Source organism: Streptomyces sp. NPDC001781 (genome assembly GCF_053596035.1).
Genome location: NZ_JBSFFI010000053.1, coordinates 1 through 14,188, shown reverse-complemented (window position 1 = coordinate 14,188; position 14,188 = coordinate 1). Strand labels below are relative to the sequence as shown.

14 protein-coding genes are annotated in these 14,188 nt (G+C 71.1%); 1 reads left to right on the top strand and 13 read right to left on the bottom strand.

Annotated features, from left to right (window positions below):
- The 13 genes from ACWCV3_RS28065 to pyrR all read right to left on the bottom strand — a co-directional run.
- On the bottom strand, positions 1–174 hold a 174-nt coding region (locus tag ACWCV3_RS28065; protein WP_267808687.1), incomplete at its 3' end, for an S-adenosylmethionine synthetase N-terminal domain-containing protein.
- 264 nt (positions 175–438) lie between these two features.
- Positions 439–1,641, bottom strand: a complete 1,203-nt coding sequence (gene coaBC, locus ACWCV3_RS28060) for a bifunctional phosphopantothenoylcysteine decarboxylase/phosphopantothenate--cysteine ligase CoaBC (RefSeq protein WP_451229887.1) — start codon at positions 1,639–1,641, stop codon at positions 439–441.
- A 108-nt stretch (positions 1,642–1,749) separates the two neighbouring features.
- Positions 1,750–2,022: a DNA-directed RNA polymerase subunit omega gene (rpoZ, locus tag ACWCV3_RS28055; RefSeq protein WP_030810584.1), complete on the bottom strand. Its 273-nt coding sequence runs from the start codon at positions 2,020–2,022 to the stop codon at positions 1,750–1,752.
- Positions 2,023–2,106: 84 nt separating this feature from the next.
- Positions 2,107–2,700: a guanylate kinase gene (gene gmk / locus ACWCV3_RS28050; protein ID WP_451229884.1), complete on the bottom strand. Its 594-nt coding sequence runs from the start codon at positions 2,698–2,700 to the stop codon at positions 2,107–2,109.
- 60 nt (positions 2,701–2,760) lie between these two features.
- Positions 2,761–3,084, bottom strand: coding sequence for an integration host factor (locus ACWCV3_RS28045; RefSeq protein ID WP_030810589.1), 324 nt, complete (start codon positions 3,082–3,084; stop codon positions 2,761–2,763).
- Between the two features lie 255 nt (positions 3,085–3,339).
- The gene (gene pyrF / locus ACWCV3_RS28040; RefSeq protein WP_451229881.1) at positions 3,340–4,179 is read right to left on the bottom strand and encodes an orotidine-5'-phosphate decarboxylase; all 840 of its coding nucleotides are present in this window, start codon (positions 4,177–4,179) and stop codon (positions 3,340–3,342) included.
- Entirely contained in the window at positions 4,176–5,282 is a 1,107-nt protein-coding gene (locus ACWCV3_RS28035) for a quinone-dependent dihydroorotate dehydrogenase (protein ID WP_451229878.1), read from the bottom strand. The genes pyrF and ACWCV3_RS28035 overlap by 4 nt, the downstream gene beginning before the upstream one ends.
- 79 nt (positions 5,283–5,361) lie before the next feature.
- A complete protein-coding gene (carB, locus tag ACWCV3_RS28030; RefSeq protein ID WP_451229875.1) occupies positions 5,362–8,670 on the bottom strand; it encodes a carbamoyl-phosphate synthase large subunit in 3,309 nt (1,102 codons plus the stop codon).
- Positions 8,663–9,817, bottom strand: a complete 1,155-nt coding sequence (gene carA, locus ACWCV3_RS28025; RefSeq protein WP_451229872.1) for a glutamine-hydrolyzing carbamoyl-phosphate synthase small subunit — start codon at positions 9,815–9,817, stop codon at positions 8,663–8,665. Before carA ends, carB begins: the two co-directional genes overlap by 8 nt.
- A complete protein-coding gene (locus tag ACWCV3_RS28020) occupies positions 9,814–10,398 on the bottom strand; it encodes a PH-like domain-containing protein (RefSeq protein WP_451229869.1) in 585 nt (194 codons plus the stop codon). The genes carA and ACWCV3_RS28020 overlap by 4 nt, the downstream gene beginning before the upstream one ends.
- Complete coding sequence (locus ACWCV3_RS28015) at positions 10,395–11,681, bottom strand: dihydroorotase (protein ID WP_451229866.1); 1,287 nt, start codon at positions 11,679–11,681, stop codon at positions 10,395–10,397. Before ACWCV3_RS28015 ends, ACWCV3_RS28020 begins: the two co-directional genes overlap by 4 nt.
- 5 nt (positions 11,682–11,686) lie before the next feature.
- Positions 11,687–12,667, bottom strand: coding sequence for an aspartate carbamoyltransferase catalytic subunit (locus tag ACWCV3_RS28010; protein WP_451229863.1), 981 nt, complete (start codon positions 12,665–12,667; stop codon positions 11,687–11,689).
- Between the two features lie 91 nt (positions 12,668–12,758).
- The gene (pyrR, locus tag ACWCV3_RS28005) at positions 12,759–13,331 is read right to left on the bottom strand and encodes a bifunctional pyr operon transcriptional regulator/uracil phosphoribosyltransferase PyrR (RefSeq protein ID WP_451229860.1); all 573 of its coding nucleotides are present in this window, start codon (positions 13,329–13,331) and stop codon (positions 12,759–12,761) included.
- 252 nt (positions 13,332–13,583) lie between these two features.
- Here pyrR and bldD point away from each other — a divergent pair, with 252 nt between their 5' ends.
- Entirely contained in the window at positions 13,584–14,084 is a 501-nt protein-coding gene (bldD, locus tag ACWCV3_RS28000; protein WP_451229858.1) for a transcriptional regulator BldD, read from the top strand.
- Positions 14,085–14,188 lie beyond the last annotated feature (104 nt).

The following is a 14,188-nucleotide window of genomic DNA, read 5'->3' as shown; positions in this document are numbered from 1 at the left end:
CGTGACCTCGCCGGCCACGTGCACCAGGCCGGTGGTGATCAGCGTCTCGACGGCCACGCGGGACGAGGGGTCCTCGCGGAGCAGCGCGTCGAGAATGGTGTCGCTGATCTGGTCAGCGATCTTGTCGGGGTGACCTTCGGTCACGGACTCCGAGGTGAACAGGCGACGGGACACAACGCTCCCTGGGGTTGCAGCGGCTGCTGGCTGATCATTGAAGGACCACGTCGGGAGCTGCGCCCAACGTCGTCCGCGAACAGTTTATCGGTCGCACCTGGCCGCAGGGCCACCCGTTCTCGCCCAGCGAGAACGCTGTGACCTGCGGCACAGGCATTCTGCCCGCTGGCGCGCGGCGTTGACCAGATGCGCCACGCGCCATCGCGGTATGAAAAAAAGACTCCGGGTGGCCGAAAGCCGACTGTTCCGAACGGCCCAGCCCCCTCAGCCCAGCCGGGCCGCCACCAGGTCCCAGACGGTGTCCGCGAGGTCCTCCTTCGGCCCGTGCGGTACGGCCGTCTCGGTGCCGTCGGCGCCGAGGACGACTGCCTCGTTCTCCTCCGAGCCGAAGGTCCGGCGCTCCCCCACCTCGTTCACCACGAGCAGGTCGCAGCCCTTGCGGGCCAGTTTGGCGCGGCCGTTGGCGAGCACGTCGTCGGTCTCGGCGGCGAAACCGACGACGATCTGGCCGGGGCGGGCGCGCTCGCCGGAGATCTCGGCGAGCACGTCGGGGTTGCGGACCAGGGCGACCGGCCCGGGCTCCTGGCCGTCCTTCTTCTTGATCTTCCCGCTCGCGTAGACCGCGGGGCGGAAGTCGGCGACGGCGGCGGCCATGACCACCGCGTCGGCGTCGGCCGCGGCCTTGAGCACCGCCTCGCGGAGCTGCACGGCGGTGCCGACGTGCACGATGTCCACGCCGGCCGGGTCGGGCAGGGAGGCGTTGGCCGAGACCAAGGTCACGCGGGCCCCGCGCGCGGCGGCGGTCCGGGCGAGGGCGTATCCCTGCTTGCCGGAGGAGCGGTTGCCGAGGAAGCGCACCGGGTCGAGCGGCTCACGGGTGCCGCCGGCCGAGACCACCACGTGGCGGCCCGCGAGGTCCGGCTCGCCCACGCCCCGCGCCAGCACCCGGCGGCACACCTCGAAGATCTCGGCCGGGTCGGGCAGCCGGCCCTTGCCGGTGTCGACGCCGGTGAGGCGGCCCACGGCGGGCTCTATGACGACCGCGCCCCGGCGGCGCAGGGTGGCCACGTTCTCCTGGGTGGCCGGGTGCTCCCACATCTCGGTGTGCATGGCCGGGGCGAAGACCACCGGGCAGCGGGCGGTGAGCAGGGTGTTGGTCAGCAGGTCGTCGGCGAGACCGTGCGCGGCCTTGGCCAGCATGTCGGCGGTGGCGGGCGCGACCACCACGAGGTCGGCGTGCTGTCCGATACGGACGTGCGGCACCTCGTGGACGGCGTCCCAGACCTCCGTGGAGACCGGGTTGCCGGACAGCGCGGACCAGGTGGCGGCGCCGACGAAGTGCAGCGCGGAGGCGGTCGGCACCACCCGCACGTCGTGCCCCGACTCGGTGAACCGTCTGAGCAGCTCACAGGACTTGTACGCGGCGATGCCACCGCTGACGCCCAGCACGACCTTCGGCTTGTCCACCGTCTCCACCGTCTCCCCGGACTCCCGGACTTTCGAGAACCTTCGACACCCATGACACACCACAGGCCCGGCAGCGTGACTGCCGGGCCTGTGGACAAAGCGACGGGACTACTGGACCGGGCCCTCGATGGCCTCGGAGGTCAGCAGACCGGCGTTGATCTCGCGCAGCGCGATCGACAGCGGCTTCTCGTGGACGTGGGTGTCGACGAGCGGACCGACGTACTCGAGGAGGCCCTCACCGAGCTGCGAGTAGTACGCGTTGATCTGACGGGCGCGCTTGGCCGCGTAGATCACCAGGCTGTACTTCGAGTCGGTGGCCTCGAGGAGCTCGTCGATCGGAGGGTTGATGATGCCCTCGGGCGCGGTGATGGAAGAGGACACGCTCTGCCTTCCGATGGGTGGGAAAGAATCAGTCGGTGTGGATCACCGTGACCGTCGGGTCCTGTCGATGGACGGCGGTCACGATCACACAACGTCCATCAAGGCTAGCAGCTCCCCGGCCACGTCCTCGACGGAGGTGTTGACCAGGGTGACGTCGAACTCGGGCTCGGCGGCCAGTTCCGTCCGGGCCGCCTCCAGCCGGCGCTCGATGACCTCCGGCGGCTCGGTGCCGCGGCCGGTGAGCCTGCGCACCAGCTCCTCCCAGGAGGGCGGGGCGAGGAAGACCAGCTGGGCGTCGGCCATCGACTCGCGGACCTGCCGGGCGCCCTGGAGATCGATCTCCAGCAGGACCGGCTCGCCCTTCTCCAGCCGCGCCAGCACGGCCGCGCGGGGCGTGCCGTAGCGGTTGCCGGCGAACTCGGCCCACTCCAGCAGCTCGCCGTTGGCGATCAGCTTGTCCATCTCCTCGTCGCTGACGAAGAAGTAGTGGACACCGTGCTGCTCGCCGGGGCGCGGCTTGCGGGTCGTCGCGGAGACCGACAGCCAGACGTCGGGGTGTTCTTTGCGCATATGGGCGACGACCGTGCTCTTGCCGACCCCGGAGGGGCCGGAGAGCACGGTCAGCCGCGGACGTGCGTCCGGGGGTACGGGGGACGTCCCCCGGAATGTTCCAGCCATGCAGCGATTATTCCAGCAATCCCGGAGTGCCCGGGACTCCGGTCCGGGCGGCGCCCGGACTCAGGAGCCGGTGCTGCCGAACTCACGCTCCAGGGAGGCGATCTGGTTGGAACCGAGGCCGCGGACCCGGCGGCTCTCGGAGATGCCCAGACGCTCCATGATCTGCTTGGCGCGGACCTTGCCCACGCCCGGCAGGGACTCCAGCAGGGCCGAGACCTTCATCTTGCCGATGACTTCGTTCTCCTGGCCCTGCTTGATGACCTCGTGCAGCGAGGCGCCGGAGTGCTTGAGTCGATTCTTGACCTCGGCCCGCTCCCGGCGAGCCGCGGCGGCCTTTTCGAGCGCGGCTGCGCGCTGTTCAGGGGTAAGGGGCGGAAGAGCCACGCCTACGTCACCTCGGATGTCGAACTGTCGGATACGGACCGGTGAGGAACCTAGTCGCCCCACACCTGGGGAGCGACGAGCAACACGCTCGCCCGCTCTCACTGCTCGGAGACTAGCGGGCATGTACGCCGGAGTCAGCGAGAACAGCGGAAAAGTCCTGGTCAGCCTCTGCGAGGCTGGACTTTTCGGGCATAGTGCCCACGATTCGTGGATGTATTCGCCCAGCGGACCCCCGCTCGGACCCGGCCGCCGTACTCAGCGGCCCGCGACGGCGGCCCCGATCTCGTCCGCGAAGGCCGCCGTGGCCGTCCGCAGCGCCGCGACGTCGGGACCGTGCCGCAGCACACCCCGGCTGACGTTCGGCACCACGTCGCCCACCGCGCTCCCGAACACCGCAGGAAGGTCCGCCGGGGTGGCCCCCTGCGCCCCCACACCGGGGGCGAGCAGCGGACCGTTGATGGCGAGGTCGTAGGACGACAGGTCCCCCACCGTGGCGCCCACGACCGCGCCGAAGGAGCCCAGCGGCTCGGCGCCCGCGTTCTCGGCGGCGAGGTGGGCCAGCATGGTCGCGGCGACACTGCGCCCGTCCGCACGGACCGCGTGCTGCACCTCGGGACCCTCCGGGTTGGAGGTCAGCGCGAGCACGAACAGCCCGGTGCCGCTCTCGCGGGCCAGCTCGACCGCCGGGGCGAGCGAGCCGTAGCCGAGGTACGGGGACACGGTGAGCGCGTCCGAGAAGAGCGGGGCGTCCTTGCTCAGGAACGCCTGCGCGTACCCGGCCATGGTGGAGCCGATGTCGCCGCGCTTGGCGTCCATCACCACCAGGGCGCCCGCCGCGCGGGTCTCCTCGACGACGCGCTCCAGGACGGCGACACCGCGCGAGCCGAACCGCTCGAAGAAGGCGCTCTGGGGCTTGATCACGGCGACGCGGTCGGCGACGGCCTCCACGACCGTGCGGCTGAACCGCTCCAGGCCGCGCACGTCGTCGCTCAGGCCCCAGTCGGCGAGCAGCGAGGCGTGCGGGTCGATGCCGACGCACAGCGGGCCGCGCTCGTCCATGGCACGGCGCAGACGGGTACCGAAGGGCTCGGTCATGCGGGGTTCCTGACGTCGGCGCCGACCGCGTCGGCGAGGGTGGCGTAGGGGCTGGCCTTCAGCCGGGCGGCGAGGCCCTTGTGGACGGCGCGGGTCCAGAAGGGGCCTTCGTAGACGAAGGCGCTGTAGCCCTGGACCAGGGTGGCGCCGGCCAGGACGCGCTGCCAGGCGTCCTCGGCGGTCTCGACGCCGCCGACGCCCACCAGGGTGATGCGGTCGCCCACGCGCGCGTACAGGCGGCGCAGCACCTCCAGCGAGCGCGCCTTCAGGGGGGCGCCGGACAGGCCGCCGGTCTCCTCGGTCACCGAGGGCGCGGAGCGCAGGCCGAGTCCCTCGCGGGCGATGGTGGTGTTGGTGGCGATGATGCCGTCCAGGCCGAGTTCCACGGCGAGGTCGGCGACGGCGTCCACGTCCTCGTCCGCCAGGTCGGGGGCGATCTTCACCAGGAGCGGCACGCGGCGCTCGCCGGTGGCGCGGTCGGCGGCCTCGCGCACGGCGCGGAGCAGCGGGCGCAGCGCCTCGGTGGCCTGGAGGTCGCGCAGACCGGGCGTGTTCGGGGAGGAGACGTTCACCACGAGGTAGTCGGCGTGCGGGGCGAGCCGCTCGGCGGACTTCACGTAGTCCGCGACGGCGTCCGCCTCCGCGACGGCCTTGGTCTTGCCGATGTTGACGCCGACGACCGTGCGGAAGACCGGGCGCCGGGAGGCGAGCCGGGCCGCGACGGCGAGGGAGCCCTCGTTGTTGAAGCCCATGCGGTTGATCAGGGCGCGGTCGGCGACCAGCCGGAACAGCCGCTTCTTCGGGTTGCCGGGCTGGGCCTCGCCGGTGACGGTGCCGATCTCGACGTGGTCGAAGCCGAGCATGGAGAGGCCGTCGATGCCGACGGCGTTCTTGTCGAAGCCGGCGGCGAGCCCGAAGGGGCCGTGCATGCGCAGGCCGAGGGCCTCCGTGCGCAGTTCCTCGTACCGGGGGGCGAGCGCGGCGGCGGCGAAGGTGCGCAGCACCGGTACCCGGGCGAGCAGGCGGATCCAGCGGAAGGCGAGGTGGTGGGCCTGTTCGGGGTCCATCCGCTGGAAGATCAGCCGGAAGAACAGCTTGTACATGTGAGGAGTCCTCGAAGGGCGGGGGCGGGCGTGGCTCATGAAGAGGGGGACACCGTTTCCGGTGTCCCCCTCGGCGCGGCTACTCGCGGGCCGCGTTCAGATGTTCCGCGTGCTCCTGGAGGGAGCGGACGCCCACGTCCCCGCGGCCGAGGGCGTCGATGCCCTGGACGGCGGCGGCGAGCGCCTGGACGGTGGTCAGGCAGGGCACCGAGCGGGCCACGGCCGCCGTACGGATGTCGTAGCCGTCGAGACGGCCGCCGGTGCCGTAGGGCGTGTTGACGATGAGGTCGACCTCGCCGTCGTGGATGAGCTGGACGATGGTCCGCTCGCCGTCCGGGCCGGTGCCCTCGGACTGCTTGCGCACCACGGTGGCGTTGATGCCGTTGCGCTTGAGGACCTCGGCGGTGCCGGAGGTGGCCAGCAGCTCGAAGCCGTGGGCGACCAGCTCGCGGGCCGGGAAGATCATCGAGCGCTTGTCGCGGTTGGCGACCGAGATGAAGGCGCGGCCCTTGGTGGGCAGCGGGCCGTACGCGCCCGCCTGCGACTTGGCGTACGCCGTGCCGAAGACGGAGTCGATGCCCATGACCTCGCCGGTGGAGCGCATCTCCGGGCCGAGCACGGTGTCCACGCCGCGGCCCTGGATGTCCCGGAACCGGGACCAGGGCATCACGGCCTCCTTGACGGAGATCGGCGCGTCCAGCGGGAGTTCGCCGCCGTCGCCGCCTGCGGGGAGCAGGCCCTCGGCGCGCAGCTCGGCGATGGTCGAGCCCAGCGAGATGCGGGCGGCGGCCTTGGCGAGCGGGACGGCGGTCGCCTTGGAGGTGAAGGGCACCGTGCGGGAGGCGCGCGGGTTGGCCTCCAGGACGTAGAGGATGTCGCCGGACATGGCGAACTGGATGTTGATCAGTCCGCGGACGCCGACGCCCTTGGCGATGGCCTCGGTGGAGGCGCGCAGCCGCTTGATGTCGAAGCCGCCGAGCGTGATCGGGGGCAGGGCGCACGCCGAGTCGCCGGAGTGGATGCCGGCCTCCTCGATGTGCTCCATGACGCCGCCGAGGTACAGCTCCTCGCCGTCGTAGAGGGCGTCGACGTCGATCTCGATGGCGTCGTCCAGGAAGCGGTCCACGAGGACCGGCCGGGACGGGCTGATCTCGGTGGACTCCTCGATGTACGCGGAGAGGCGCTCCTCCTCGTACACGATCTCCATGCCGCGTCCGCCGAGGACGTAGGAGGGGCGGACCAGGACCGGGTAGCCGATCTCGTCCGCGATGGCCTTGGCCTCGGCGAAGGTGGTGGCGGTGCCGTGCTTGGGCGCGGGCAGGCCGGCCTCGGCCAGGACGCGGCCGAAGGCGCCCCGGTCCTCGGCGGCGTGGATGGCCTCCGGCGAGGTGCCGACGACCGGCACGCCGTTGTCCTTCAGCGCCTGCGCTAGGCCCAGCGGGGTCTGCCCGCCGAGCTGGACGACCACACCGGCGATCGGGCCGGCGAGGGACTCCGCGTGCACGATCTCCAGCACGTCCTCCAGGGTGAGCGGCTCGAAGTAGAGCCGGTCGGAGGTGTCGTAGTCGGTGGAGACGGTCTCCGGGTTGCAGTTGACCATCACGGTCTCGTACCCGGCGTCGGAGAGCGCGAAGGAGGCGTGGACGCAGGAGTAGTCGAACTCGATGCCCTGGCCGATGCGGTTGGGCCCGGAGCCCAGGATGATGACCGCGGGCTTCTCGCGGGGCGCGACCTCGCTCTCCTCGTCGTACGAGGAGTAGAAGTACGGCGTCTTCGCGGCGAACTCGGCGGCGCAGGTGTCGACCGTCTTGTAGACCGGGCGGACGCCGAGCGCGTGCCGGACCTCGCGGACGACGTCCTCGCGCAGGCCCCGGATCTCACCGATCTGGAGGTCGGAGAAGCCGTGCCGCTTGGCCTCGGCGAGCAGCTCGGCGGTCAGCTCGGGCGCCTCGGCCAGTTCGTCGGCGGTCTCCTTGATGAGGAAGAGCTGGTCCACGAACCAGGGGTCGATCTTCGTGTACTCGAAGATCTCCTCGGGCGTGGCGCCCGCGCGGATGGCCTGCATGACGGTGTTGATCCGGCCGTCGGTGGGGCGCACCGCCTCCTCCAGGAGGGCGGTCCTGTCGCCGGGGTCACCGACGAAGGTGAACTGGCTGCCCTTCTTCTCCAGCGAGCGCAGCGCCTTCTGGAACGCCTCGGTGAAGTTGCGGCCGATGGCCATGGCCTCGCCGACCGACTTCATGGTGGTGGTCAGCGTGGAGTCGGCCTGCGGGAACTTCTCGAAGGCGAACCGGGGGGCCTTGACGACGACGTAGTCGAGCGTGGGCTCGAAGGAGGCCGGGGTCTCCCGCGTGATGTCGTTCGGGATCTCGTCCAGGGTGTAGCCGACGGCCAGCTTGGCGGCGATCTTGGCGATCGGGAAGCCGGTGGCCTTGGAGGCGAGTGCGGAGGACCGCGAGACGCGCGGGTTCATCTCGATGACGATGACCCGGCCGTCCTCGGGGTTGACGGCGAACTGGATGTTGCAGCCGCCGGTGTCCACGCCGACCTCGCGGATGATGGCGATGCCGACGTCGCGCAGCAGCTGGTACTCGCGGTCGGTCAGCGTCATCGCGGGGGCGACGGTGATCGAGTCACCGGTGTGGACGCCCATCGGGTCGAAGTTCTCGATGGAGCAGACGACCACGACGTTGTCGTTCCTGTCGCGCATCAGCTCCAGCTCGTACTCCTTCCAGCCGAGGATGGACTCCTCCAGGAGCACCTCGGTGGTCGGGGAGAGCGTGAGGCCCTGGCCGGCGATGCGGCGCAGCTCGTCCTCGTCATGGGCGAAGCCGGAGCCGGCGCCGCCCATGGTGAAGGAGGGGCGGACGACGACGGGGTAGCCGCCGAGCGTCTCGACGCCCGCGAGGACGTCGTCCATGGTGTGGCAGATGACCGAGCGGGCGGACTCGCCGTGGCCGGTCTTCCTGCGGACCTCCTCCACGACGTCCTTGAAGAGGTCGCGGTCCTCGCCCTTGTGGATCGCCTCGGGCCGGGCGCCGATCAGTTCGACGCCGTACTTCTCCAGCACCCCGCTGTCGTGGAGCGAGATGGCGGTGTTGAGGGCGGTCTGGCCGCCCAGGGTGGGCAGGAGGGCGTCGGGACGCTCCTTGGCGATGATCTTCTCGACGAACTCGGGGGTGATCGGCTCGACGTAGGTGGCGTCGGCGATCTCCGGGTCGGTCATGATCGTCGCCGGGTTGGAGTTGACGAGGACCACGCGCAGGCCCTCGGCCTTGAGCACGCGGCACGCCTGGGTGCCGGAGTAGTCGAACTCGGCGGCCTGACCGATGACGATCGGGCCCGAGCCGATGACCAGGACGGACTGGATGTCGGAGCGCTTAGGCACGCTGGCCCTCCCGGACGGTGCTCATCAAAGACGTGAAGCGGTCGAAGAGATAGGCGGCGTCGTGCGGACCGGCCGCCGCCTCGGGGTGGTACTGGACGGAGAAGGCCGGCTGGTCGAGGAGCTGGAGGCCTTCCACCACGTCGTCGTTCAGGCAGACGTGGGAGACCTCGGCACGGCCGAACTTCGTGTCGCTGACCCGGTCCAGCGGCGCGTCCACGGCGAAGCCGTGGTTGTGCGCCGTGACCTCCACCTTGCCGGTGGTGCGGTCCTGGACGGGCTGGTTGATGCCGCGGTGACCGTACTTCAGCTTGTAGGTGCCGAAGCCGAGCGCACGGCCGAGGATCTGGTTGCCGAAGCAGATGCCGAACAGCGGGGTCTTCCGCTCCAGCACCGCGGTCATCAGGGCCACCGGGCCGTCGGCCGTGGCCGGGTCGCCGGGGCCGTTGGAGAAGAACACGCCGTCGGGACCGACGGCGTAGACGTCCTCGGTCGTGGCGGTCGCCGGGAGCACGTGTACCTCGATGCCGCGCTCGGCCATCCGCTGCGGGGTCATCCCCTTGATGCCGAGGTCGATCGCGGCGACGGTGAACTTCTTCTCACCGACGGCGGGGACGACGTACGCCTCCTTGGTGGCGACCTCCTCGTAGAGGCTCGCGCCCTTCATGTGCGGCTGGGCCTGGACCCGCCGCACCAGCTCGGCGTCGGGGGCGAGCGCCTCGCCGGAGAAGATCCCTGCGCGCATGGACCCGCGCTCGCGCAGGTGGCGGGTGAGGGCGCGGGTGTCGATGCCGCTGATGCCGACGACGCTCTGGGCGGTCAGCTCGTCGTCCAGGGAGCGCCGGGAGCGCCAGTTGGACGGCACGCGCGCGGGGTCGCGCACCACGTAGCCGGAGACCCAGATGCGGCCGGACTCGTCGTCCTCGTCGTTCCAGCCGGTGTTGCCGATCTGGGGGGCGGTGGCGACGACGATCTGGCGGTCGTAGGACGGGTCGGTCAGGGTCTCCTGGTAGCCGGTCATGCCGGTGGAGAACACGGCCTCGCCGAAGGTCTCCCCCACGGCCCCGTAGGCGCGGCCGCGGAAGGTGCGGCCGTCCTCCAGGACGAGTACGGCGGGAGTCTTCGCGGCTCCCCTGGTGGAGGTCGTCATCGTGCGCCTTCCGTGTGGTTGGTCATCTGGTTCAGGGTCTCGACCCAGGTGGGGTGTTCGGCGGCGCGGTCGGAGCGGAAGCCGGAGTCGATCAGCTTCCCGCCGTGCGCCCAGGTCACCACGAGCAGGCCGCCCTCGGTGAGGACCTTGCCCGCGATGCCCTTGTCGAGCCGGGCGCCGCGCAGCGCCGCCACCGGGATGAAGAAGTCGGCGGCGCCGGGGCGCTCGACGGCCAGGCCCGCGTCGGTGAGCGTCAGCTCGGCCCGGCTGCGGGAGCCCAGGCCGTGGGCCACGATGCGGTCCAGCCACTGCCCGGCGGTGGTGGAGCCGTGGTAGCGGCCGCTCATGGAGAGTTTCTCGGGGCCGGCGGTCTCCGGCACCTCGGGGAGTGCGGGCAGGTCGCTCTGGAGGGTGCCGCGCCACTTCCAGCCCTCGCGCATCAGCCAGTAGACGAGGGTGACGAAGAGGGCCAGGCCGACGAGCCAGCCCAGGCGGGCGGCCCAGTCGGTCACCGCGGCCGACTTCTTCTCGTCCGCCAGGGTCGTGGCGAGCGATGCGGCGAGCTGAGTTGCAGGTGTCACGTGAGCTTCCCGTCCATGAGCGTGGCCTTGCCCCGCAGCCAGGTGTGCGTGACACGGCCCGGCAGCTCGCGGCCCTCGTAGGGGGTGTTGCGGCTGCGCGAGGCGAAGCGCGCGGGGTCCACCTGTCCACGGTAGGCCGTGTCCACGAGGGTGAGGTTGGCGGGCTCGCCAGCGGCTACGGGACGGCCGTGGCCGCGGGCGTCACCGATCCGGGCCGGGGCGAAGGACATGCGGTCGGCGACCGCGGCCCAGTCCAGCAGGCCGGTCTCCACCATGGTCTCCTGCACCACGGACAGTGCGGTCTCCAGGCCGACCATGCCCATGGCGGCCGCGGCCCACTCGCAGTCCTTGTCCTCGTGCGGGTGCGGGGCGTGGTCGGTGGCGACGATGTCGATCGTGCCGTCCGCCAGCGCCTCGCGCAGGGCGCGCACATCGCGTTCGGTGCGCAGCGGCGGGTTGACCTTGTAGGCGGGGTTGTAGGTGCGCACCATCTCCTCGGTCAGCAGCAGGTGGTGCGGGCACACCTCGGCGGTCACGTCGATGCCGCGGGACTTGGCCCAGCGGATGATCTCCACCGATCCGGCCGTGGAGAGGTGGCAGATGTGCAGGCGGGAGCCGACGTGCTCGGCGAGCAGCACGTCCCGCGCGATGATCGACTCCTCGGCGACGGCCGGCCAGCCGCCGAGGCCCAGCTCGGCGGAGACGACGCCCTCGTTCATCTGGGCGCCCTCGGTGAGCCGGGGCTCCTGGGCGTGCTGGGCGACGACCCCGCCGAACGCCTTCACGTACTCCAGGGCGCGGCGCATGATGACCGCGTCGTCCACGCACTTGCCGTCGTCGGAGAACACGCTGACCCGGGCGGCCGAGTCGTGCATGGCCCCCAGCTCGGCGAGCTTCTTGCCCTCCAGGCCCACGGTGACGGCACCGATGGGGCGCACGTCGCAGTAGCCGGACTCCTTGCCGAGCCGCCAGACCTGCTCGACCACGCCGGCGGTGTCGGCGACGGGGAAGGTGTTGGCCATGGCGAAGACGGCGGTGAAGCCGCCGGAGGCGGCGGAGCGGGTGCCGGTCAGCACGGTCTCGGAGTCCTCGCGGCCCGGCTCGCGCAGATGGGTGTGCAGGTCGACCAGACCCGGCAGCAGCACCTTGCCGTCGGCCTCGACCACCTCGGCGTCCTCGGCGCCGAGGCCGGTGCCGACCGCCGCGATCAGCTCGCCGTCGATCAGCACGTCCTGCGGCTCGCCCCCGAGCACCTTCGCACCACGGATCAGGATCTTGCTCATGGGTCTTACTTCTCCTCGGTACGAAGGTGGGCGGTGGCGGCGGGCTCGTTGCCGCCGAGCAGCAGGTAGAGGACGGCCATGCGGATGGAGACGCCGTTGGCGACCTGCTCCACGACCGTGCAGCGGTCGGAGTCGGCGACCTCGGCGGTGATCTCCATGCCCCGGACCATCGGGCCGGGGTGCATCACGATGGCGTGGTCCGGCAGCCTGGCCATGCGGTCGCCGTCGAGGCCGTAGCGGCGGGAGTACTCGCGCTCGGTGGGGAAGAACGCGGCGTTCATCCGCTCGCGCTGGACGCGGAGCATCATCACCGCGTCGGACTTGGGCAGCGTGGAGTCGAGGTCGTAGGAGACCTCGCAGGGCCAGGTCTCCACGCCGACCGGCAGCAGGGTGGGCGGGGCGACCAGGGTGACCTCCGCGCCCAGGGTGTGCAGCAGGTCGACGTTGGAGCGGGCGACCCGGCTGTGCAGGACGTCGCCGACGAGAGTGACGCGCTTGCCGTCGAGGTCCCGGCCGAGGCCGGCGTCGGCGCCGACCAGGCGGCGGCGCATCGTGAAGGCGTCCAGCAGGGCCTGGGTGGGGTGCTGGTGAGTGCCGTCGCCGGCGTTGATGACCGGGGCGTCGATCCAGCCGGAGTTGGCGAGGCGGTACGGGGCGCCGGAGGCGCTGTGCCGGATGACGACGGCGTCCACGCCCATCGCCTCCAGCGTCTGGGCGGTGTCCTTCAGCGACTCGCCCTTGGAGACGCTGGAGCCCTTGGCCGCGAAGTTGATGACGTCGGCGGAGAGCCGCTTCTCGGCGGCCTCGAACGAGATCCGGGTGCGGGTCGAGTCCTCGAAGAAGAGGTTGCAGACGGTGCGGCCGCGCAGGGCCGGAAGTTTCTTGATCGGCCGGTCCGCGACCCTGGCCATCTCCTCGGCGGTGTCGAGGATCAGGATGGCGTCGTCGCGGGTGAGGTCGGCGGCCGAGATGAGATGACGCTGCATCTGTCAGGCTCCGTAAGGCAGTTAATACGGGAGGTTTCGGGCGGGCCTGGGTGCGTGGGGGCACGCCGGAGCGGCCGGGCACCCAAAAGCGCTACAGGTCGGCAGACTTGGCACCGAGCAGCACGGTGTCCCGGCCGTCCTCCTCGGCGAGCTGGACCTTGACCGTCTCCCGCAGCGACGTGGGGAGGTTCTTGCCGACGTAGTCGGCGCGGATCGGGAGTTCCCGGTGCCCGCGGTCGACGAGGACGGCGAGCTGCACCGCGCGGGGGCGCCCGATGTCGTTCAGGGCGTCGAGGGCGGCGCGGATGGTGCGGCCGGAGAAGAGAACGTCGTCGACGAGGACCACCAGGCGGCCGTCGAGACCCTCACCGGGGATCTCGGTGCGGGCGAGGGCGCGCGGGGGGTGCATGCGCAGGTCGTCGCGGTACATCGTGATGTCGAGCGAGCCGACGGGGATCTTCCGGCCGGTGACCTGCTCCAGTTTGACGGCGAGACGCCGGGCGAGGAAGACGCCCCGGGTCGGGATGCCGAGGAGCACCACGTCGTCGGCGCCCTTGGCGCGTTCGACGATCTCGTGGGCGATGCGGGTCAGGACGCGGGCGATGTCCGGGCCTTCGAGCACGGGCCGGGCATCGGAGTTCAGCGGATTGGCGTGCGTGTCCATACGAAACGGACCCCCTTCTCCGCCTCACGGGACGGACTTTAAAGGACGTCGGATTTGCGCCAGCCACCCTAGCAGGTCACCGAAGGGGCTTCTTCACCCACTTGGCCCAACGGGCGGCCACTACCACGGAAGAGTCGGTGTGGACCATTCGGCTTGACGCAGGAGAATCACGCTGCGTAACCTCACAGTGAGTTACCAGCCGCGCGGTGGGATCACCTGCCGCCCGCGTCTACACAGTGTCCGGGGAGCTATATGTCCAGCGAATACGCCAAACAGCTCGGGGCCAAGCTCCGGGCCATCCGCACCCAGCAGGGCCTTTCCCTCCACGGTGTCGAGGAGAAGTCCCAGGGGCGCTGGAAGGCCGTGGTGGTCGGTTCCTACGAGCGCGGCGACCGTGCCGTGACCGTGCAGCGCCTGGCCGAGCTGGCCGATTTCTACGGCGTTCCGGTGCAGGAGCTGCTGCCGGGCACCACGCCGGGCGGGGCCGCCGAGCCGCCGCCGAAGCTGGTCCTGGACCTGGAGCGGCTGGCCACCGTGCCGGCCGAGAAGGCGGGCCCCCTCCAGCGTTACGCGGCGACGATCCAGTCCCAGCGCGGCGACTACAACGGCAAGGTGCTGTCGATCCGCCAGGACGACCTGCGCACCCTCGCCGTGATCTACGACCAGTCCCCCTCGGTCCTCACCGAGCAGCTCATCGGCTGGGGCGTCCTGGACGCGGACGCCCGCCGCGCGGTCGCCCACGAGGACAACTAGCCGCCGGGTTCCGCCGCAGAAACGTGCCGCCGGGGTGGCGGGGGGGGCGCAACCCCCCCCCAACGGAAAGCGTCGGGGTGGGAAAGAAGGTGAGAGGGGGGGTG

Bases quoted from the DNA above. Each gene is read 5' to 3' on its own strand.
- pyrF (WP_451229881.1), bottom strand. From the start codon at position 4,179: ATGACCGAGCCCTTCGGTACCCGTCTGCGCCGTGCCATGGACGAGCGC.
- ACWCV3_RS28015 (WP_451229866.1), bottom strand. From the start codon at position 11,681: ATGAGCAAGATCCTGATCCGTGGTGCGAAGGTGCTCGGGGGCGAGCCG.
- ACWCV3_RS28010 (WP_451229863.1), bottom strand. From the start codon at position 12,667: ATGCAGCGTCATCTCATCTCGGCCGCCGACCTCACCCGCGACGACGCC.
- bldD (WP_451229858.1), top strand. From the start codon at position 13,584: ATGTCCAGCGAATACGCCAAACAGCTCGGGGCCAAGCTCCGGGCCATC.
- carA (WP_451229872.1), bottom strand. From the start codon at position 9,817: ATGACGACCTCCACCAGGGGAGCCGCGAAGACTCCCGCCGTACTCGTC.
- gmk (WP_451229884.1), bottom strand. From the start codon at position 2,700: ATGGCTGGAACATTCCGGGGGACGTCCCCCGTACCCCCGGACGCACGT.
- ACWCV3_RS28035 (WP_451229878.1), bottom strand. From the start codon at position 5,282: ATGTACAAGCTGTTCTTCCGGCTGATCTTCCAGCGGATGGACCCCGAA.
- pyrR (WP_451229860.1), bottom strand. From the start codon at position 13,331: ATGGACACGCACGCCAATCCGCTGAACTCCGATGCCCGGCCCGTGCTC.